This window comes from Pseudomonas sp. Pse79, from assembly GCF_024519615.1.
GTDB classification, from domain to species: domain Bacteria; phylum Pseudomonadota; class Gammaproteobacteria; order Pseudomonadales; family Pseudomonadaceae; genus Aquipseudomonas; species Aquipseudomonas veronii.
Genome location: NZ_JALJRR010000002.1, coordinates 368349 through 389447, shown reverse-complemented (window position 1 = coordinate 389447; position 21099 = coordinate 368349). Strand labels below are relative to the sequence as shown.

Sequence of the window (21099 nt, the reverse complement as noted above, 5' to 3'; positions counted from 1 at the left end):
CGCAGAATCGTCGGGCGTGGCGTCATTGCTACAGCTCAATCTGCTCTGTTACTCAAAATACAAATCACTTACACCTTGAGTCAAATCTCATAAAGCTCAACAATGTGTTACTTCGTATTTCCCTTTGAGATTCGTTCATGACTGCCCCCTTCCGTTTTCTCGCCTGGCTGCTATTGCCGGCGTTGATGTCGTGCAGCTTCAATCTGTTGGCCGCGCCTGCCGAGGGCGCCACGAAAGCCCTGCATTTGCTGGACTACATCGGCGCGGACTATCCGCCGACGGTAGCGGCGGGCAAGGTCGTCGATGAATCGGAATACCGTGAGCAGGTGGAATTTCTGGGGGTATTGCAGGGCCTGGTGGCTGAGCTGCCGTCCAAGCCCGAGCGCGCGGAATTGGTCAAAGGGGTCGATGAATTGGTCGCGGCCGTGACCGCTCGTCAGGATGGTGCCAGCGTGGCCCGCCAGTCCCGGCAGTTGGGCGCCAAGCTGGCGGCGGCGTATGAAGTCAGCCAGGCCCCGGCGATTACGCCCGACCCGACCCGCGGCGCACCACTGTATGCCCAGCACTGCTCGGTCTGCCACGGCACGGCCGGCGCCGGTGATGGCCCGGCGGGCGTCGGCATGACGCCGCCGCCGGCGAACCTGCAGAACGCGGAGCGCCTGGACCGCCTGAGCCTCTATGCGATCTACAACACGCTGGGCCTGGGTGTCGAAGGCACGGACATGCCGTCCTTCGCCGACCAACTGGACGAACGCCAGCGCTGGGACCTGGCCACCTACATCGCCGGCTTCACGGCCGACCCGGCTGCCGCGAAAAGCGCGCAACCGTTCAACCTCGCCGACCTGGCCCGCCAGACCCCCAATGAAGTGTTGGCCGCCAACGGCCCGGCCGCTGCTGCGACGTTCCGCGCCCAGCGTGCCCAGCCGCCGCAGGTCAAGCGCGGCCCGGCGCAGTTGCTCGACTACACCGCCGCGACCCTCGACAAGAGCCTTGCGGCGTTCCGCAGCGGTGACCATGAGCAAGCCTACGACCTGTCGGTAGCGGCGTATCTGGAAGGGTTCGAGTTGGTGGAAAGCTCCCTCGACAACGTCAACGCCAACGTGCGCAAAGACACCGAGAAGGCCCTGATGGCCTATCGGCAGTCGTTGCAGGACGGCTTGCCGCTCGAACAGGTGCAGCAGCGCCTGGACGCCGCCAAGGGCAAACTCACCGAATCTGCCGGCTTGTTGGGCGGCGATGGCCTGAGCTGGTCGTTGAGCTTTATCTCAGGCTTGCTGATCCTGCTGCGCGAAGGTCTGGAAGCGATCCTGGTGCTGGCGGCGGTCCTCGCCTTCCTGCGTAACACCGGCCAGGAATCGGCGGTGCGCGGCGTCCACGTCGGCTGGGGCCTGGCCTTGTTGGCCGGCTTGGCCACCTGGGCGTTGGCGGCCTATGTGATTGATGTGAGCGGCGCCCAGCGCGAATTGCTCGAAGGTTGCACGGCGTTGTTTGCCAGTGTGATGGTGCTGTGGCTCGGCGTGTGGATGCATGACCGGCGCCACGCAGCGGCCTGGCAGGACTACATCAAGAGCAGCCTGGTGGGCGGCGGTGGCCGTTTCGGCTTCGCGCTGCTGGCGTTCTTCTCGGTGTACCGCGAGCTGTTCGAAGTGATCCTGTTCTACGAAACCCTGTGGTTGCAAGCCGGCCCGGCCGGGCACAACGCCGTGCTGGGGGGTGGCGCCACGGCGCTGGTGCTGTTGGTGGGCCTGGCGTGGGTGATCCTGCGCGGTTCGGCGAAGCTGCCATTGGCGCTGTTCTTCGGGATCAACGCGGCGCTGCTGTGTGCGTTGTCGGTGGTATTCGCCGGGCACGGCGTGAAGGCGTTGCAGGAAGCCGGCATCTTCGGCACGCGGCCGGTGGCGTTCTTTGACTTCGACTGGCTGGGTATCCACGCCGATGCCTACTCGCTGAGTGCGCAGGTGGTGGCGATCCTGGCGATTATGGTGATGTATGGCCGCAGTCGGATCGCCGACAAGCGCCGGCTGGCGGCATAAGCATGCGCGTGTGGATCGACGCCGATGCCTGCCCGCGCGCGGCCAAGGACCAGGTGGTGAAGTTCGCCCTCAAGCGTCAGTTCGAGGTGGTGCTGGTGGCCGGGCAGAGCCAGATCAAGCCGGCCTTCGCCTGCGTTAAGCTGATCGTGGTGCCCAGCGGCCCGGACGCGGCGGATGACTACCTGGTGGAGCACGCGGTGCCCGGTGAACTGGTGATCTGCAGCGACGTGCCCCTGGCCGACCGCCTGGTGAAGAACGGCGTGACGGCCCTCGACCCGCGCGGCAAGGAATTCAGCCCGCAGAACATGAGTGAGCGGCTGGCGGTGCGTAACCTGTTCACCGATCTGCGCGAGCAAGGTCAGATGGGCGGTGGTCCACCGCCCCATGGGGAAAAGGACAAGCAAGCGTTCGCCAACGCACTCGACCGCCTGCTCACGCGCTTGATGCGGGCCGGTTAGTCGTTTTCGTGGGTCAGCTCCAGCACCCGATCCACCAGCTTGTTGATGCCTGACGCGACTTCGCTGATGTTCTTGCCGAGCATATAGGCGGGAGTGCTGACCAGCTTGCGCGCGGTGTCTTCGACGATATCGTCCACCGCGCATGCCTGGTGGTGGGCGCCCATCTTGTCCAGCGCGGCGGCGGTGTCGGCATCGTTGCCGATGGTGCAGGTTACTCCCGGGCCATAGATCTTCGCGGCCAGGGCCGGCGAGATGCAGATCAGTCCCAGCGGCTTGCCCGCTTCGACAAAGGCTTCGGCCAGCGCCAATACCTGCGGGTTGAGGCTGCAACCGGCGCCTGCGCTGGCAAAGTTCGACAGGTTCTTCGCCGCGCCAAACCCGCCAGGCACGATCAGCGCGTCGAAATCCTCGGCGTTGGCTTCACGAATGTCTTTCACGTCGCCTCGGGCAATGCGGGCGGACTCCACCAGCACATTGCGCGACTCGGGCATTTCTTCGCCCGTGAGGTGGTTGATCACGTGCAACTGTGCGATGTCGGGTGCAAAGCATTGGACCTGAGCGCCGCGCTGATCCAGGCGCAGCAGGGTGATCACGCTTTCGTGGATTTCTGCACCGTCGTACACGCCACAGCCGGAAAGGATCACTGCAATCTTTTTGCTCATGGGCATTTCTCCTGATTCATGGCGTTAAATGTCTACTAATTTGTCATCTGTTGCCAATGGGAACTCTCGCCGCAGCCCCTAATCTTGATGCAATAAAAACAGACCGGACTAGCCCATGGACTTCGTGCCTTACGCGGTACCGTTTTTCATCGCCTTGATCGTGGTTGAACTGCTCGTCGACCGTTGGCGCGGCGCGCGCAATTATCGGGTGGCGGATGCCATCAACAGCCTCAGCACTGGCGTGCTGTCCACCACCACCGGGCTGCTGACCAAGGGCGTGGGATTGCTGACCTACGCATTCGCCCTCAAGCACCTGGCGCTGATCGAGCTGTCGGCCGAGAGCGTCTGGACCTGGGTGTTCGCCTTTGTGTTCTACGACTTCTGCTATTACTGGCTGCATCGCTGCGGTCACGAGCGCAATATCCTGTGGGCCGCGCATTCGGTGCATCACCAGAGCGAGGACTACAACCTCACCACCGCCTTGCGCCAGACCAGCACCGGCTTTCTGCTGAGCTGGATCTTCTATCTGCCTCTGGCCGTGCTCGGCGTGCCGCTGGTGGTGTTCATCAGCGTAGCTTCGCTCAACCTGCTGTATCAATTCTGGGTCCACACCCGCCATGTGCCCAAGCTCGGCTGGTTCGAGTGGTTCTTCGTCACCCCGTCCAATCATCGGGCCCACCATGCACAGAACGCTCTCTACATGGATCGCAACTACGGCGGGGGGTTCATTATTTGGGACCGGCTGTTTGGCTCGTTTCAGGAAGAAGACGAAAACGAGCCGGTGATCTTTGGCGTCACCACCCCCTTGGCCAGTTGGAACCCGCTGTGGGCCAACCTGCAGTTCTATGCGCAGTTGTGGAGTGATGCGCGGCACACGCAAAGCCGTTGGGACAAGCTGCGCATCTGGTTCATGCGTACCGGCTGGCGGCCGGCCGACGTGAAGGCCAACTACCCGTTGATCAAGCCGGACTTGAGCCAGTTCCGCAAGTTCGAGGTGCCGCTGGATACGCGGCAACAGGTGTACGTCGCCCTGCAATTTGCGGTGTATGTGGGGTTTGGCAGTTATCTGATGAACATCGGCGAAGGGCTGCCCACGGCGGCGTTGGTGCTGGGCTGGAGTGCAATGGCGTTGGGCCTGTTCAGCCTGGGCGTCGCCCTGGAGAACCGCCCGTGGGCGTTGAAGGCGGAACTGGTGCGCCTGGGCCTGAATGTGCCGTTGGTATGGCTGGCGCCGCTGGTCGGGCTTTGGCCGGCCAGCCACCTGGGCTGGCCGGGTCTGTTGAGCTACAGCTTGCTGAGCCTGATTGGCCTCTACTGCTGCCGAGGCCGGCTTACTCGACTGGCGTCTTAGGCGGCTCGGCCGGGCTGGTCTCACTCAGTTGTGCGGCCGCCAGTCGGGCCTTGGCGTCGGCACAGGCTTGACGGGCGATGCGCGCGTTCTTGAACCGCCGCCGCAGCCAGAGAACCAGGCCCAGCAGTAACAACGCACCCAGCACCCACAGCTCGTACTTCTTGATGCTGCCCAGCATGCCTTCCAGCACCGCGCCGAAATGGTACGCCGCCGCGCCGAGCGCCGCCGCCCAGACCGCCGCGCCAATGCCGTTGAGTAACAGGTAGCGCAAGGGCGGATAGCCGGACAGGCCAATCGCCACGGGCATCACCGTGCGCAATCCGTAGACAAAGCGGAAGCTCAACACCCAGATATCCGGGTGCTTGCGGATATGTTCCAGGGCTTTGTCGCCCATCAATTGCCAGCGCGGTTTACGTGCCAACAGTTTGCGGCCGTGCTTGCGCCCCATGTAATACCAAAGCTGGTCGCCGGCGTAGCTGCCAAAAAAAGCAACGACCACCACCAGGTTGATATCCATGTACCCACGGAACGCCAGGAAGCCTGCGAGAACGAGTATGGTCTCGCCTTCGAAGAACGTCCCGAGGAAGAGGGCAAAGTAGCCGAAGTCATGCAGAAATTGTTGAAGCATGGTCTGGGTGCTGGCGAAATGAACGCGCAGCCTACGCCTTCGCGATCATTCGTGAAAGTATCGAGATGTGTCACGAAGTGAACAATTCCTACAGAAACGCCGAATGCGACTACAGGTCGCATCGTTAAGCACAACTGTCATACCTTCGTCATAATGGCCGCTTATAACTGCAACACTCGCCCGTAAACGCGGGCTCAGGAGTCTGTCGTGAGCTTTACCCCTGCCAATCGCCTGTTTCCCGCGACCCGTCTGCGTCGCAACCGTCGTGATGATTTCTCTCGCCGTCTGGTCCGTGAAAACGTACTGAGCACGAACGATCTGATCCTGCCGGTCTTTGTGCTGGACGGGGAAAACCGTCGGGAAGCCGTGGCGTCGATGCCGGGTGTCGAGCGCTTGACCATTGATTTGCTGCTGGAAGAGGCGGCGAACTGGGTCGAGTTGGGGATTCCGGCGCTGGCGCTGTTCCCTGTCACGCCTGCTGAACTCAAGTCCCTCGATGCCGCCGAAGCCTGGAACCCGCAAGGGATCGCCCAGCGCGCCACCCGTGCGTTGCGTGAGCGCTTCCCGGAATTGGGGGTGATCACCGATGTGGCCCTGGACCCGTTCACCACCCACGGGCAGGATGGCATCCTGGATGAAGACGGCTACGTGCAGAACGACATCACCGTCGACGCGCTGGTCAAGCAAGCCTTGTCTCATGCCGCCGCCGGGGCCCAGGTGGTCGCGCCGTCGGACATGATGGACGGCCGCATCCAGGCGATCCGCGAAGCCCTGGAGCTGGCCGGCCACGTCAATGTGCGGATCATGGCCTACTCGGCCAAATACGCCAGTGCCTACTATGGTCCGTTCCGCGATGCGGTGGGCTCGGCCCTGAACCTGGGCAAGGCCAACAAAGCCTCGTACCAGATGGACCCGGCCAACAGCCATGAAGCCCTGCACGAAGTGGCCGCCGACCTGGCCGAAGGCGCCGACATGGTGATGGTCAAGCCCGGGATGCCTTACCTGGACATCCTTTATCGGGTCAAAGAGGAATTCAAGGTGCCGACCTTTGTCTATCAGGTCAGCGGTGAATACGCCATGCACATGGCCGCGATCCAGAATGGTTGGTTGAGTGAAGGGGTGATCCTCGAATCCCTGACAGCCTTTAAACGTGCTGGCGCTGATGGCATTCTGACCTACTTCGCCGCCCGCGCTGCCCAATTGCTTAGAGAGCAACAATAGCCCTCACAGGAACACTCGATGAATACCGAAGGACTCTCAGAAGTTGCCGTAAAAGACGCCCACCCGGTGGTCGAATCCGTCGCCGAGACCCCGCCGGTGCCGGTGCCGGAGCCGGCGCCGCCGGTGGTGGTCGCCGAAGCGCCGGCCCCGGCGCCAGCGCCTGCCGTGGTGACCAACCTGGATGACAGCAGCCTGTACATCCACCGTGAGTTGTCACAACTGCAATTCAACATCCGCGTGCTGGAACAGGCGCTGGATGAGTCCTACCCGTTGCTGGAACGCCTGAAATTCCTGCTGATTTTCTCCAGCAACCTGGACGAGTTCTTCGAGATCCGCGTCGCCGGCCTCAAGAAGCAGATCACCTTCGCCCGTGAACAAGCCGGCGCCGATGGCCTGCAACCGCATCAAGCCCTGGCGCGCATCAGCGAACTGGTACACGGGCATGTGGATCGCCAATACGCGATCCTCAACGACATCCTGCTGCCGGAACTGGAAAAACATCAGGTCCGCTTCATCCGTCGCCGTCACTGGACCACCAAGATCAAGACCTGGGTGCGTCGTTACTTCCGCGACGAGATCGCGCCGATCATCACGCCGATCGGTCTCGACCCGACTCACCCGTTCCCGTTGCTGGTCAACAAGAGCCTGAACTTCATCGTTGAGCTTGAAGGTATCGACGCCTTCGGTCGCGATTCCGGCCTGGCGATCATCCCGGCACCGCGTCTGCTGCCACGGATCATCAAGGTACCGGAAGAGGTGGGGGGCGCTGGCGATAACTATGTATTCCTGTCGTCGATGATCCACGCGCACGCCGATGACCTGTTCCAGGGCATGAAGGTCAAGGGCTGCTACCAGTTCCGCCTGACCCGTAACGCCGACCTGGCGCTGGACTCCGAAGACGTCGAAGACTTGGCCCGCGCCCTGCGCGGCGAGCTGTTCTCGCGGCGCTACGGCGATGCGGTGCGTCTGGAAGTGGCCGACACCTGCCCGAAACATCTGTCGGACTACCTGCTCAAGCAGTTCAACCTCGGCGAGAGCGAGCTGTACCAGGTCAACGGCCCGGTCAACTTGACGCGTCTGTTCAGCATCACCGGCCTGGACAGCCACCCGGAGCTGCAATACACGCCGTTCACGCCGCAGATCCCGAAACTGCTGCAAAACAGCGAAAACATTTTCAGCGTGGTCAGCAAGCAGGACATCCTGTTGCTGCACCCGTTCGAGTCCTTCACCCCGGTGGTCGACCTGTTGCGCCAGGCCGCCAAGGACCCGCATGTACTCGCCGTGCGCCAGACCCTGTACCGCAGCGGCGCCAACTCGGAGATCGTCGACGCCCTGGTGGACGCTGCGCGTAACGGCAAGGAAGTCACTGCGGTGATCGAACTGCGCGCGCGCTTCGACGAAGAGTCCAACCTGCAACTGGCCAGCCGCCTGCAAGCGGCCGGCGCGGTGGTGATCTACGGTGTGGTCGGGTTCAAGACCCACGCCAAGATGATGCTGATCCTGCGCCGCGAAGCCGGAGAGATCGTGCGTTACGCGCACTTGGGCACCGGCAACTATCACGCCGGTAACGCCAAGCTCTACACCGACTACAGCCTGCTGACCTCCGACGACGCCTTGTGCGAAGACGTCGGCAAGTTGTTCAGCCAGTTGATCGGCATGGGTAAGACGTTGCGCATGAAGAAGCTGCTGCATGCGCCGTTCACCCTGAAGAAGGGCATGCTCGACATGATCGCCCGCGAGACCCAGTTCGCGCTCGACGGCAAACCGGCGCACATCATCGCCAAGTTCAACTCGCTGACCGATCCGAAGATCATCCGCGCGCTGTACAAGGCCAGCCAGTCCGGTGTGCGTATCGACCTGGTGGTACGCGGCATGTGCTGCCTGCGGCCGGGCATTGCCGGGGTCTCGCACAACATCCATGTGCGCTCGATCATCGGGCGCTTCCTGGAGCACACGCGGGTGTTCTACTTCCTCAATGGCGGGGAAGAGCAGATGTACCTCTCCAGCGCCGACTGGATGGAGCGCAACCTCGACAAGCGCGTGGAGACGTGCTTCCCGGTGGAAGGCAAGAAGCTGATCATGCGGGTCAAGAAAGAGCTGGAAAGTTATCTCACCGATAACACCCACAGCTGGAGCCTGCAGTCGGACGGCCGCTACGTGCGCAACACGCCGACCGGCAACCAGAACCCACGCAGCGCCCAGGCCACCTTGCTGGAGAGGCTGGGTAGCCCGATTCTCGCGGTGAATTAACCGACCTAATAATGTGGGAGGGGGCTTGCCCCCGATGGCGATGGTTCAGTCAAAGTACCAAGTGACTGACCCACCGCCATCGGGAGGTCGAATCGTCGCACCGCCCCTCCCACATGTATTTTCGGTGTTCTTTAGCGCACGTTCAGGCTGAAACCCACCCGCGTCAGCCACTCCGCTTCCTGGGCGAAGTCCGCCTGGGTCAGTTGGTTCTCCTCCAGCCAGCCTTCCGGGAACACCACGTCGAGGCTGTCGCCGCTGGCGCGCAGGGTCACCTGGGGCATTTCCTGGGTGCCACGGATGTGGTGGAACAGGATCGCAAAGCGCAGCAGCACGCACAGGCGGATCAGCTTGATGCCTTCGTCACCGAATTCGGCGAACTTGTCCTTGGGGATATTGCGGCGATGGCCGCGTACCAGCAGCGCGAGCATCTGCTGGTCTTCCCGGGAGAAACCGGCCAGGTCGGAGTGCTCGATCAGGTAGGCGCCGTGCTTGTGGTAATGGTAGTGGGCGATATCCAGGCCCACTTCATGCACCTTGGCCGCCCAGCCCAGCAGTTCGCGCCATACGCCGTCTTCCAGGTCCCAGTCCGCGGCCACCTGGTCGAAGGCATGCAGGGCTTTGCGTTCCACGCGGGCCGCTTGTTCCAGATCGGCGTGATAGCGCTCCATCAACGAGCTGAGGGTGCGCTCACGCACGTCCTCATGGTGATGACGGCCGAGCAGGTCGTAAAGCACGCCTTCGCGCAGGGCGCCGTCGCAGTGGTCCATGCGTTGCAGTTCGAGGGCGTCGAAGATCGCTTCGAGAATCGCCAGGCCCGCCGGGAAAATCGTGCGGCGGTCGGGCTTGATACCATCGAAGTCGATTTTTTCGGCATCTCCCAGCTTGAACAGCTTGCGCTTGAGCCACGCCAGGCCTTCGGCGTTGACCTCGCCGGTGCCATGGCCGCCGGCTTTCAAGGCCAGGCCGATGGCGCGGATGGTGCCGGACGAGCCGATCGCTTCATCCCACGACAGGCGATGCAGGGCGTGCTCGATGCTCATGATCTCCAGCCGCGCCGCCGTGTAGGCCTGGGCATAACGCGCCGGGGTGATCTTGCCGTCCTTGAAATAACGCTGGGTATAGCTGACGCAGCCCATCTGCAGGCTTTCGCGCAGCAGCGGCTCGAAGCGCTGGCCGATGATGAATTCGGTACTGCCGCCGCCGATGTCCGCCACCAGGCGCTTGCCGGGGGTGTCGGCCAGGGTGTGGGACACGCCGAGGTAGATCAGGCGCGCTTCTTCGCGTCCGGAGATGACTTCCACCGGGTGCCCGAGGATCTCCTCGGCGCGGCGGATGAATTCGCCCCGGTTACGGGCTTCGCGCAACGCGTTGGTGCCGACGATTCGCACAGCACCCGGGGGCATGCCGTTGATCAACTGGGCAAACCGCTTGAGGCAATCGAGCCCGCGCTGCATGGATTCTTCATTGAGCTGGCGCGCGTCGTCGATTCCGGCAGCCAGTTGGACTTTTTCGCCTAGCCGCTCAAGGATGCGGATTTCGCCGTTCTGGGCCTTGGCCACGACCATATGAAAGCTGTTGGAGCCCAGGTCGATGGCGGCGATCAGGGACAGATTCTTGGCTTGGGATTGCGGCATGGTTAGAGGGTCTCGGTCGATAACCTGACCATCGTGCCACGATCGACCGCTGGAGCCAACGCGTAGCGCTCCGGTAATTTTCCTAAGGGTGTCTGCGAGGAATTCTTGTGGGAAATGTAGGGTGGGTTTCTAAATATCCAATGAATGAGGTTTTAGTTTTGTAGGAGTTTTTAACTAGTTGTTGTTGTAAAGCTTTTTATGATTTTCCCTACAGAGTGCTTGTTGATGTTCCATTGGTTTTTTTGTTTAGGACTACCTCGCGGTCGGGTAAAGGCGACTCTTTGTTTTTACGGCTCCCACACTAACTGATGTGTTATCTGATTCTTTAATGAAGTGCCAAAGCGACAGACTGTCACCCGGCAATATTGCCTGGGTGTTATTTATTTATAGTCGTGCAGCTCCGGAGAAATAAGCCGTTTGGCGCTGGACTTGCCGAGAGATAAATAAAGAACGCCTGATAACTTTCAGTGACAGGTCGAATATGAAAAAAATTGTTGGATTGACTCTCGGTCTCGCTTGCCTGGCTGCGGCCATCAGTGCTAACGCATCCACCAGTGCCGAACTGGTCGTCAGGGGCACGATCAAACCCGCTGCCTGCAACCTGAGCATGACTGGCGGCGGCATTATCAATTACGGCGATATTCCTTCGGGCCAACTCTCCCAGACGGCGTTCAACCCGCTTCGGGAAATGACCACGCCCCTGTCCGTCAATTGCGGCACCGGCAGCGCTCCGTTCGGGCTGACCTTCACCGATCTGCAGGCCGGCAGCAGGGTAACGGGCATTCTCAGCGCCCTTGGCGCAGGTTATACCGAGGTGCATAACTTCGGCTTGGGTTCGGTCGCTGGCAAAAATACCGGTGGCTATGCGGTTACGCTCAGGGACCTCAGGTCGCCGAGCAAAACGCTGACGGCTATTACACGTGTCGGCGAAGGCGCGGCCTGGCAGAGCAGTGATGGCAAAGTCGCGAAATCGCCTAACCAATCTTCGTGGCGCAGTGGCACTTCGCTCATTCCGGCCGAACTCTCTCAACTGACCGGGACTATTGCAGTACGGGCCGTGATCAACAAAGGCCAAGACTTGAACCTGGCTCGCGACGTTACTCTTGATGGTCGCGCAACGCTTACTTTGGTTTACCTCTAAGCGGCTGAAATACAGCCGATCAAAGAACGCACGCGTTCTGATCGGCTGTTTTCATGTGGGTGCTTGGCTATCAATTGCCAACTTCATGGTCTGCGGGGAACACTGAGTGCGTAGTCTTTCAGTAATAAATAATCTGCTGTTGTTGTGTGCAAGTGTGTGTCTGTGTTTTACCGGCATGGTATTGGCGGACGGAATGTTGCCGGAAACCTCGGTTGTGGTTCTTTATGAGGAACAAGGCGAGGCCACGATAAATATCAAGAACACCGATTCGGGGCCGGCGCTGCTTCATTCAGTCGTACTGAACGTGCCCGAAGACGTAGAGCCCCTATTGATTGTCACGCCGCCTATTGCGCGTGTGGAACCCGGTGAAACCCAGTTGGTGCGTTTCATCAGCACCTTGGAAGCACCGCTGAAGACCCAGCGCTTGAAGCGTGTGTCCTTCGAGGGTATTCCGCAGGCGCGTGCCGCAGGGGGTGCGACCATCGGTATCACCCTTCGGCAGAATCTGCCGCTGATCCTGCACCCCAAAGGCTTGCCTCAACATCACACGCCCTGGGAGCTGCTGAAGTGGCGGCGGGCTGGAGAGATGCTGGCTGTTCACAACGACAGTGCTTATGTGGTGCGCCTGGCGCCGGAGGTGCAGTTGCTGCCCCAGCGGGTTCTGGCAACGTTGCCGCGTGCTTACATTTTGCCGGGGGAGGCGTTGACGGCGAAGGTTGACGGAACATTGGACGGCTTGGCCGAAGTCGAGATCCAGCCCGCCACGGTCTATGGGTTTTCGGTGGACAGTTACCGCGCCCCGATCAGTACCGATGGGGGTTGAGCGGCTTATGAAAAACCTGTCGAGTAATACGCCTGCGGTTTCCATCCGGTCTCGCCGCCCCACGCTGCTCATCGGGTTTGCGACCCTGTGGAGCTTGCCCGGCCTGGCTCCGGCGCTCGAGTTGGGCGAGGGTTTCGACCTCGCGGCGCTGACCACCCACGGTATTGACCCGAAGGTCTCCGACTACTTCCGCAGTGCGGCGCGTTTTCGCGAAGGCGTCCAGGTGGTGGGGCTGCGGGTCAACGGGAACCCGCTCGGGTCAGTCGATGCGCGGTTCGACGCACAGGGGCAATTGTGTTTCACCCCGGGCTTGCTCGAGAAAGCCGGGTTGGTGCAGCCCCGCGCCGTTGTCCGCAAAGGCGCGTCACCGGACCAGGCCTGCCATGACTTTCTGGGCGCCTTCCCGACGACGATGGTTCGGCTCCGGCCCGGCATCGATGAGGTGGCACTGGTGGTGCCGACCCAGTCATTGCGTGAACCCCAGTGGGAGGTCGGGGACTTTGCCCAGGGTGGCGCAGCGGCGATGTTCAACTATGACGTGCTGGGTTTCGACAACCGTTCGCGCAGTGAGTCCAGCCGGTTCGTGTCGGCCTACACCGAAGCAGGCTTCAACCTGGGCGACTGGATTGTCCGCAGCCGCCAATTCTATGTGTCCGACAATGGCGACGCGCGCACCGAACACCTGTACGCCTTCGCCCAGCGGGATCTGGCTGCGCTGCGATCGACGTTCCAGGTGGGCCAGCTCTCCAGCAACAATCCGCTGTTTGGCGGCATCCAGTTGTCCGGTGTGCAGTTTTCCCCCGATGGCCAGTCGCGGGTGCCGGCGGGCGGCAATAATGCGGTGGTCGAGGGGCTGGCCCAGAGTCAGTCGCGGATTGAAGTGCGCCAGTCTGGCGTGCTGATCCATAGCACGCTGGTGCCCGAAGGCCCCTTCCGGCTGACCGGGTTGCCTTTGCTCAATGGCACCAGCGACCTCGAAGTCAGCGTGATCGATGTACGCGGCGCCAAGCGCAGTTTCGTGGTACCGGCGGCTTCGTTCGCGGGGGCAGCCCCGGCGGCGCCCGGCTACTATTTTTCGCTCGGCAAGGTGCGCGAAAACAACGACGCGCAGGCGCCGTCGCCGGTGGTCGCCATGGGCAGCGGCACCTGGGGCCTGGGGCGTGATTCGTCGGCGGGGTTTGGCTTATTGAGCACCGATGAATACTGGTCGGCAGGCGGCACCCTGAGCAGCGTCTTTTTCCAACGGGTTGCGGTTGGCGCTCGCCACAATGTGTCCCGAGACGGCCGTAACGCGGTGTCGGGTTCGCGTAGCAGCGTGTCCGTGAGCAGCCCGGTCTACGCCAATATAGACGTCAACTTCAGCGCCACCACCCAGACCCGGGGGTATCGCGAGGTGCTTGAAGCGGGCCGCTCGTTCAAGGCCGACGAGTTGGGTTCGCGCTTCAAGAACCAGTACACGGCGGGCATGAGCTGGGCCGATCCAACCCTGGGCGCGTTCTCCCTGGGTTATTCGCGCAGCGCGCAATTTGACCGGCAAACGGCCGAACATGTGTTTGCTTCGTGGAACAAGTCGTTCAGTCACGTCGATGTTGCTTTGATCGCCGACTCGCAGGTGGGCGGCACGCGGCCACGGCGTGACGCCAGCGTTGCCGCCGGCCGGCGCGATAGCACGGTGGACAATGATCTGTCGGTACGGTTGCAGATCAGCGTGCCGCTGGGCGGTGATCGTCGTGTGAACAGCTACGTCAGCCGGCGTGGTAACCAGTCCCGCGCTGGCACGGCACTCAGCGAACGGGTCAATGACTATGTGAATTACGAGGTGGGTATCGAGCGCGACCTCAGCGCCCGCGAACAAGCGGTTCGCGGCCATGTGGACCTGCTGCCGCGCTACACCCGCGTCGGCCTGGGCGTCAGCCGAGATGCCCAGGGCACCGGTTATACGGGGCAACTGCAAGGCGGCATCGTCGCGCACGAAAACGGCCTGACCTTCTCGCCCTATGCCGTGCAGGACACGTTCGGCATCGTCTCCGTGGGGGATATCGGCTCCGCGAAAGTCGAAACCCCCCAGGGGCCGGTGTGGACCGACTTCACCGGGCAGGCCGTGATTGCCGGCTTGCCCGCGTATGCCAACAGCCGCGTCGAAGTGCAGACGCAGTCGTTGCCCAGGCGGGTTGACCTGAAGAACGGCACCCAGGTGCTCGCCGCCGGTCGCGGGTCCTTCAATACCGTCGCGTTCGATGTGGTGACAGTGCGCCGCGTGTTGCTCACCGCCAGCGATCAGCACGGTCAGCGGTTGCCCCAGGGCGCGTCGGTATTCGGCCAGGATGGCCGCTTCCTCACCAGTGTGGTGGGCGAGGGCATGATTTTCCTGAATGACGTCAATGAGTCGCAAAGCCTGCGGGTTTCGTTGCCGGACTCTTCCACCTGCCAACTGAGCCTTGACCCCGGAACCCAGCCTGACCATGACAAGTTCTATGAGACCACGACGGCGGTGTGCCATGGCCGCTAAGTGGAGAAGCGCGGGCGTCGTCCTGTTCTGCGCGCTGTTGATGGCCCAGGGCGTGCGCGCTGAAAACTGCCGGTTGTCCGTGAGCCAGCCGCGCCTCGACTATGGCGTCATTCGCAGGGAGGCCGTCGTCCAAAGCACCTCCGTGGCCCTCGGCACCCGCACGCTGCACCTGAACGTCGTGTGTACGCAGCCTTCGATGATTGCGTTGCGCTTCATCGGTGCGGCGGATGGGCAAGGTTTCCGGTTTGACCGCCAGGGGCGTATGCGCCTGAGTCTCAAGCATGCCCAGGTCGATGGGCGCGCCGTCGAGTGGGGGGTGGCGCACTTGCCCGGTGAAACCGTCAGCGGGGCGTTGTTGCCGGGCCAGGTCCTGGTGGCACGCGCAGCAGGTCAAGCGCTGGTCGGCCAGCGCCTGACGGCCCAGGTCGATGTCGATATCGACCTGCCTTCCGATGCCCTGCAGGTCCGCGATGAAACGCGGCTGGAGGGGCGGGGCACCTTCGAGCTGGTCAGCCCGGCTGCCCCACCGAGCCGATGAAGTTGGCCAGTTCGGGGGTGCGGGGGTTGGCGAACAGCGCCTGGGGCGGGCCCACTTCATGCACCTTGCCCTGGTGCATGAACACCAGTTTGTCCCCGACTTCGCGGGCGAAACGCATTTCGTGGGTCACCATGATCAGGGTCATGCCGTCCTTGGCCAGTTGGCGCACCACGCTAAGCACTTCATTGACCAGTTCCGGGTCCAGCGCCGAGGTGATCTCGTCGCACAGCAGCACCTTGGGCGACATGGCCAGGGCGCGGGCTATCGCGACGCGTTGTTGCTGGCCACCGGACAGGCGATCAGGGAAGGCGTCGAACTTCTCGCCCAGGCCGACCCGCTCCAGCATCTGCCGCGCCAACTGGGCGGCCTTGGCCTTGGGCACTTTCTGCACCACCTGCGGCGCGAGCATGACGTTTTCGCCCACCGTCAGGTGCGGGAACAGGTTGAACTGCTGGAACACCATGCCGACTTTCTGCCGCAGGCTGCGCAGGTCGGCGCGGGCGGCGTCGAGGTATTCGCCGTCGACTTCGATCACGCCGTCGTTGATCGACTCCAGGCCATTGAGGGTGCGCAGCAAGGTCGACTTGCCCGAGCCGCTGCGGCCGATGATCGCGACGACCTGGCCTTCTTCAACGGTCAAGTCGATGCCCTTGAGCACATGGTGATCGCCGTAATACTTATGCAGGGCGGAAATTCTAAGCAGAGGCATGCAGTCTCCTTTCCAGGTAGCGCGCACTGAGGGACAAGGGGTAGCAGAGCAGGAAGTAACCGAGGGCCACCAGGCCGTAGACCATAAAGGGCTCGAACGTGGCGTTGGCGAGCATGCCGCCGGTCTTGGTCAGTTCGGTGAAGCCGATGATCGAGGTCACCGCGGTGCCTTTGACCACTTGCACCGAGAACCCCACGGTAGGCGCCACGGCAATCCGCAGGGCCTGGGGCAGGATCACGTAGCGCAGCTGTTCCAGCGGGCTCAGGGCCAGGCTGGCCGAGGCTTCCCACTGCCCGTGGGCGATGGAGTCGACGCAGCCGCGCCAGATCTCGGCGAGGTAGGCGCTGGTAAACAAGGTCAAGGCAATCGCCGCCGCCAGCCAGGGCGAGATATCCACCCCGAGCAGGGCGACGCCGAAAAACACCAGGAACAGCTGCATCAACAGCGGCGTGCCCTGGAACAGTTCGATATAGGTGCGGGCGACATTGCGCGGGAAGGCTTTGCGGCTGATACGCATCGTCATCACCAACAGGCCGATCAGGCCACCGCCCACAAACGCCACCAGCGACAGCAACAGTGTCCATTGCAGGCCGACGAGCAGGTTGCGCACGATGTCCCAGAAGGAAAAATCACTCATCGGCTGTTCCTCATCACAAACCGGCGGCCGATCCAGTTGAGCAACTGGCGAATCATCAACGCCATGCACAGGTACACCAGGGTGGTCAGGGCATAGGTCTCAAAGGCGCGGAAGTTGCGCGACTGGATGAAGTTGGCGGCAAAACTCAGCTCTTCGGTGGCGATCTGCGAACACACCGCCGAGCCGAGCATCACAATGATGATCTGGCTGCTCAGGGCCGGCCACACCTTGCCCAGCGCCGGCAGTAGCACCACGTGGCGGAACGCCTCGAAGCGCGTCATCGCCAGGGCGGCAGCAGCCTCCAGCTGACCACCGGGGATCGCCTGGATGCCGGCGCGGATGATCTCGGTGGAATAGGCGCCCAGGTTGATCACCATCGCCAATACCGCCGCTTGCCACTCGGTGATTTTCAGCCCCAGGGAGGGCAGGCCGAAGAAGATGAAAAACAACTGCACCAGAAATGGCGTGTTGCGGATCAACTCGACATACACCCCGAAGAACCAGGCGAACGGCTGGATTTTCCACGCCCGCACCACTGCGCCGACGGTGCCCAGGGCGACCCCCAGGATTGCGCCGATCGCCGTCAGTTCAAGGGTGAACAGGGCGCCGCGCAACAGCAGGTCGGTATTGGCCAGCACCGGCACAAAGTCGAATTGATAGGCCATGAATCAGCTCCGTCGCGGGCTTCAGAGATCAGCAGGCAGAGGTTCTTTCAGCCACTGCATTGCATTCTTTTCCAGGCTGCCGTCAGCCTTGGCCGCCACCAGGATCTGGTTGACCTTCTCCAGCAGCGCCGGCTCGTTCTTGTTCACGCCCACGTACACCGGAGAATCCTTGAGCTTCACTTTCAGCGCCGGCACGCGTTTCGGGCTGCGCTCGCTGATCGCAACCATCACCACGTTGCCGCTGGCGATCAGGTCGACCTGGCCGGCCAGGTAGGCGGCGATGGTCGAATTGTTGTCTTCGAAGCGCTTGATCGTGGCTTCCTTGGGCGCGACGGCCGTCAGCTCGATGTCTTCGATGGCGCCGCGGGTCACGCTGATGGTCTTGCCCTTGAGGTCGTCGGTGCTGCTGATGGCGGCGTCAGGCGGGCCGAACACGGCCAGGTAGAACGGCGCGTAGGCCTTGGAGAAGTCGATGACCTTTTCCCGCTCGGGGTTCTTGCCCAGGCTGGAAATCACCAGGTCGACCTTGCCGGTCGTGAGGAACGGGATGCGGTTGGTGCTGTTGACCGGGGTCAGCTCCAGTTTGACCTTGAGCTGGTCGGCCAGCAGCTTGGCGGTGTCGATGTCCAGGCCGCGTGGTTTCATGTCGGGGCCGACCGAGCCGAACGGCGGGAAGTCCTGGGGCACGGCGACCTTCAAGGTGCCGCGGGCAACGATATCGTCCAGACCGTTGGCCTGGGCGGGTGCCTGGCTCAGCATCAGGCTGGCAAACAGGGCGGTGAGCAGGGCGCTGTAGCGCTTGGTCATGGGAACTCTCCGAGAAGGGCGAAGGGGCATTCTGTTTTTGCCCAGTGCACAGCCCATGCCATCCCGGCTCGGTTCGTCTGCAAGGCCGGGATTTGTTGAGCTTAGGTGGTCTTACTGGTCTGAACAGTGAACGCGGCTTTCGCACCTTTTTCGAGCGCCGCCCAAAGCGCGCGAGCCCCTTTGGGGCGTGGCTTGCCGCCGGGCACGAATAGCTTTACAACTAGCCGCTCAGTTGTCTGGAACCTTGAGTTTTTTATGAATTCCATCGCCCAAGCGGTACCGGAAGCGGCCTTGCAGGCCATCCGCAAACTGATCAAGGAGCAAGGCTTCGGGCCGGGCGACGCACTGCCGTCCCAGCGCGACCTGGCGCTGCAGTTGGGCGTGAGCCGGGCGTCATTGCGCGAAGCGTTGTCGTCCCTGAGTGCCTTGGGGGTGGTCAGCGTGCAGCCGGGCAAAGGCGTGTTCGTGCAAGAGGCACAGGAGCCGCCGGGGTTTGCGTGGCCCTTCGCGGCCCAGGCGACGCCGCTGGATATCTTCCAGTTGCGCTATGCCCTGGAAGGGTTTGCGGCAGGGTTGGCGGCCGTCACGCTGACCATTGATGAACTGGATAGCCTGGAAGAGAATGTCGAAGCCATGCGCAAGGTGCTCAAGGCCGGCGACTTCGAAGCGGCCGCGCGGCTGGACTTCGAATTCCACCAGCGCATCCTCCTCGCCAGCGGCAACCAGGCAATGGTCAGCATCCTGAGTGCCAGCGCCGAGGTGTTCCTGGAGAGTCAGAAGCTACCGTTCATCCGGCCGGAGCGGGCCATGGAAACCTGGCAGGAGCACCGCAGAGTCTTACGCGCCCTGGCCCGGCGCGCGAGCGCGGCGGCGCAGAAAACCATGCAGGAACATGTACGTAATGCGGCGTTGCGCACCGGGATTGCATTCGTGACTCCCGTAGCGCCGTGAGCGAGGCGATACCCAAACTCATGCGCCACCATAGCAAGACTCAATCAGAGGCGGCTTCCTGAACGAGGGAAGGGCAGCTATGATGGGCCACGTTTTTTTTGCTTACAATCCGGAGACATCCATGAGCAACGATCTTATCAAGCACGTCACCGACGCGACCTTTGAGGCCGAAGTACTCAAGGCTGCTGGCCCGGTGCTGGTTGACTACTGGGCTGAATGGTGTGGCCCTTGCAAAATGATCGCTCCGGTTCTGGACGACATTGCAACCGAGTACGACGGCAAATTGACCATTGCCAAGCTGAACATCGACGAAAACCAGGAAACCCCGGCCAAGCATGGCGTGCGTGGTATTCCGACCCTGATGCTGTTCAAGGGCGGCGAAGTCTCAGCGGTCAAAGTGGGCGCGCTGTCGAAGTCCCAGTTGAAGGCATTCATCGACGTGAACCTCTAAGCGTCGTCAAAAAGGCCCCGCAAATTGCGGGGCTTTTTCGTGAAACAGGGCTAGACGCTCCGAAACTCAGGTGGTACATTCGGCCCCGCACTGGTTTCTCCACTGCCCCCTGCAAGCCGTCGCCGACGCATTCCTTTTCGATTAGTACGCGATCCTGTCGCCTTCTCTGCGGCGCGGCCTCATTAAGCCAAAAGCTTAATTTCCCCCCTCCATAAATGATTACGTCATTCCTATATGAATCTGACTGAACTCAAGCAAAAGCCGATTACCGAACTGCTCGAATTGGCCGAACAGATGGGCATAGAAAATATGGCCCGTTCGCGCAAGCAGGACGTGATTTTCTCCTTGCTCAAAAAGCACGCGAAAAGCGGCGAGGAAATCTCCGGTGATGGCGTGCTGGAGATTCTCCAGGACGGCTTCGGCTTCCTCCGCTCTGCAGACGCTTCCTATCTCGCCGGCCCAGACGATATCTACGTTTCGCCGAGCCAGATCCGCCGCTTCAACTTGCGCACCGGTGACACCATCGTTGGCAAGATCCGTCCTCCGAAGGAAGGCGAGCGTTATTTCGCCCTGCTCAAGGTCGACACGATCAACTTCGATCGTCCAGAGAACGCGAAAAACAAGATTCTCTTCGAGAACCTGACCCCGCTGTTCCCGACCGTGCGAATGAAGATGGAAGCCGGCAACGGTTCCACCGAAGACTTGACCGGTCGTGTGATCGACCTGTGCGCCCCGATCGGCAAGGGCCAGCGCGGCCTGATCGTCGCACCGCCGAAAGCCGGTAAGACCATCATGCTGCAGAACATTGCAGCGAACATCGCGCGTAACAACCCTGAAGTTCACCTGATCGTGCTGCTGATCGATGAACGTCCGGAAGAAGTGACCGAAATGCAGCGCACCGTGCGCGGCGAAGTGGTTGCCTCGACGTTCGATGAGCCGCCAACCCGCCACGTGCAGGTTGCCGAAATGGTGATCGAGAAGGCCAAGCGCCTGGTCGAACACAAGAAAGACGTGGTGATCCTGCTCGACTCCATCACCCGTCTGGCCCGTGCCTACAACACCGTGATCCCGAGCTCCGGCAAGGTATTGACCGGTGGTGTCGATGCCCACGCCCTGGAGAAACCGAAACGTTTCTTCGGCGCCGCGCGGAATATCGAAGAAGGCGGCTCGCTGACCATCATCGCCACCGCGCTGGTTGAAACCGGCTCGAAGATGGATGAAGTGATCTACGAAGAGTTCAAGGGTACCGGCAACATGGAACTGCCCCTGGACCGTCGTATCGCTGAAAAGCGTGTGTTCCCGGCGATCAACATCAACCGCTCCGGCACCCGCCGTGAAGAGTTGCTGACAGCCGACGACGAACTGCAGCGCATGTGGATTCTGCGCAAGCTGCTGCACCCGATGGATGAAGTCGCGGCCATCGAGTTCCTGATCGACAAGCTGAAAACCACCAAGACCAACGACGAGTTCTTCCTGTCGATGAAGCGTAAGTAATACGACGTTTCAGGTCCAAAAAAATGGCGCCCTTCGGGGCGCCATTTTTTTTGTATCTAGAAAGGGAGGTTTGAGCGCTTAAAGTGTCAGTTAAGAAACAAAAGGATGAGCGAGGCTACGCTCGTTCCCATTCGTTT

19 protein-coding genes are annotated in these 21099 nt (G+C 61.6%); 12 read left to right on the top strand and 7 right to left on the bottom strand.

The window, feature by feature from the left end; translation table 11 throughout:
• Positions 1-137 precede the first annotated feature (137 nt).
• Complete coding sequence (locus tag NR164_RS04960) at positions 138-2033, top strand: FTR1 family protein (protein WP_256822384.1); 1896 nt, start codon at positions 138-140, stop codon at positions 2031-2033.
• 2 nt (positions 2034-2035) lie between these two features.
• A complete protein-coding gene (locus NR164_RS04955) occupies positions 2036-2491 on the top strand; it encodes a YaiI/YqxD family protein (protein ID WP_017845147.1) in 456 nt (151 codons plus the stop codon).
• Here the strand turns inward: NR164_RS04955 and elbB are convergent.
• Complete coding sequence (gene elbB / locus NR164_RS04950) at positions 2488-3153, bottom strand: isoprenoid biosynthesis glyoxalase ElbB (RefSeq protein WP_079444912.1); 666 nt, start codon at positions 3151-3153, stop codon at positions 2488-2490. The two genes, NR164_RS04955 and elbB, sit on opposite strands and share 4 nt — an antisense overlap.
• Positions 3154-3268: 115 nt before the next feature.
• On the opposite strand from elbB, the gene NR164_RS04945 reads away from it, so the two are divergent.
• On the top strand, positions 3269-4504 hold the full coding sequence (locus tag NR164_RS04945) for a sterol desaturase family protein (RefSeq protein ID WP_256822382.1): 1236 nt from the start codon (positions 3269-3271) through the stop codon (positions 4502-4504).
• On the opposite strand, the gene NR164_RS04940 is transcribed toward NR164_RS04945, so the two are convergent.
• On the bottom strand, positions 4485-5132 hold the full coding sequence (locus NR164_RS04940; protein ID WP_017845144.1) for a DedA family protein: 648 nt from the start codon (positions 5130-5132) through the stop codon (positions 4485-4487). The two genes, NR164_RS04945 and NR164_RS04940, sit on opposite strands and share 20 nt — an antisense overlap.
• A gap of 207 nt (positions 5133-5339) precedes the next feature.
• On the opposite strand from NR164_RS04940, the gene hemB reads away from it, so the two are divergent.
• Both hemB and ppk1 read left to right on the top strand, forming a co-directional pair.
• Entirely contained in the window at positions 5340-6353 is a 1014-nt protein-coding gene (gene hemB / locus NR164_RS04935; RefSeq protein WP_046381680.1) for a porphobilinogen synthase, read from the top strand.
• 18 nt (positions 6354-6371) lie between these two features.
• Complete coding sequence (gene ppk1 / locus NR164_RS04930; protein WP_256822380.1) at positions 6372-8603, top strand: polyphosphate kinase 1; 2232 nt, start codon at positions 6372-6374, stop codon at positions 8601-8603.
• Between the two features lie 131 nt (positions 8604-8734).
• Here the strand turns inward: ppk1 and ppx are convergent, their stop codons facing one another.
• The gene (ppx, locus tag NR164_RS04925; RefSeq protein WP_017845141.1) at positions 8735-10237 is read right to left on the bottom strand and encodes an exopolyphosphatase; all 1503 of its coding nucleotides are present in this window, start codon (positions 10235-10237) and stop codon (positions 8735-8737) included.
• Between the two features lie 481 nt (positions 10238-10718).
• Between ppx and NR164_RS04920 the strand changes: the two genes are divergently transcribed.
• From NR164_RS04920 to NR164_RS04905, 4 genes are all read left to right on the top strand, one after another.
• Positions 10719-11378: a DUF1120 domain-containing protein gene (locus tag NR164_RS04920; RefSeq protein ID WP_046381682.1), complete on the top strand. Its 660-nt coding sequence runs from the start codon at positions 10719-10721 to the stop codon at positions 11376-11378.
• Between the two features lie 106 nt (positions 11379-11484).
• Positions 11485-12201 carry a fimbria/pilus chaperone family protein gene (locus NR164_RS04915; RefSeq protein ID WP_169796380.1) on the top strand — a complete coding sequence of 239 codons (717 nt, stop codon included), beginning with the start codon at positions 11485-11487 and terminating at the stop codon, positions 12199-12201.
• Between the two features lie 7 nt (positions 12202-12208).
• Positions 12209-14710 carry a fimbria/pilus outer membrane usher protein gene (locus NR164_RS04910; RefSeq protein WP_256822378.1) on the top strand — a complete coding sequence of 834 codons (2502 nt, stop codon included), beginning with the start codon at positions 12209-12211 and terminating at the stop codon, positions 14708-14710.
• Positions 14700-15248, top strand: a complete 549-nt coding sequence (locus tag NR164_RS04905) for a hypothetical protein (RefSeq protein WP_057003996.1) — start codon at positions 14700-14702, stop codon at positions 15246-15248. The genes NR164_RS04910 and NR164_RS04905 overlap by 11 nt, the downstream gene beginning before the upstream one ends.
• On the opposite strand, the gene NR164_RS04900 is transcribed toward NR164_RS04905, so the two are convergent.
• The 4 genes from NR164_RS04900 to NR164_RS04885 are packed head-to-tail and all read right to left on the bottom strand — an operon-like array spanning position 15220 to position 18066.
• Positions 15220-15957 (bottom strand): amino acid ABC transporter ATP-binding protein, encoded by a 738-nt coding sequence (locus NR164_RS04900; protein WP_017845136.1) that lies wholly within the window; start codon positions 15955-15957, stop codon positions 15220-15222. The two genes, NR164_RS04905 and NR164_RS04900, sit on opposite strands and share 29 nt — an antisense overlap.
• Complete coding sequence (locus NR164_RS04895; protein WP_046381686.1) at positions 15944-16594, bottom strand: amino acid ABC transporter permease; 651 nt, start codon at positions 16592-16594, stop codon at positions 15944-15946. The genes NR164_RS04900 and NR164_RS04895 overlap by 14 nt, the downstream gene beginning before the upstream one ends.
• The gene (locus tag NR164_RS04890; RefSeq protein WP_017845134.1) at positions 16591-17259 is read right to left on the bottom strand and encodes an amino acid ABC transporter permease; all 669 of its coding nucleotides are present in this window, start codon (positions 17257-17259) and stop codon (positions 16591-16593) included. The genes NR164_RS04895 and NR164_RS04890 overlap by 4 nt, the downstream gene beginning before the upstream one ends.
• Before the next feature lie 21 nt (positions 17260-17280).
• On the bottom strand, positions 17281-18066 hold the full coding sequence (locus NR164_RS04885; RefSeq protein ID WP_046381688.1) for a transporter substrate-binding domain-containing protein: 786 nt from the start codon (positions 18064-18066) through the stop codon (positions 17281-17283).
• Positions 18067-18321: 255 nt separating this feature from the next.
• Here NR164_RS04885 and NR164_RS04880 point away from each other — a divergent pair, with 255 nt between their 5' ends.
• The 3 genes from NR164_RS04880 (at position 18322) to rho (ending at position 20962) form a co-directional block, all read left to right on the top strand.
• Positions 18322-19017, top strand: coding sequence for a FadR/GntR family transcriptional regulator (locus NR164_RS04880; protein ID WP_017845132.1), 696 nt, complete (start codon positions 18322-18324; stop codon positions 19015-19017).
• 121 nt (positions 19018-19138) lie between these two features.
• A complete protein-coding gene (trxA, locus tag NR164_RS04875) occupies positions 19139-19468 on the top strand; it encodes a thioredoxin TrxA (protein WP_079444907.1) in 330 nt (109 codons plus the stop codon).
• A 234-nt stretch (positions 19469-19702) separates the two neighbouring features.
• Positions 19703-20962 carry a transcription termination factor Rho gene (gene rho / locus NR164_RS04870; protein ID WP_017845130.1) on the top strand — a complete coding sequence of 420 codons (1260 nt, stop codon included), beginning with the start codon at positions 19703-19705 and terminating at the stop codon, positions 20960-20962.
• Positions 20963-21099 lie beyond the last annotated feature (137 nt).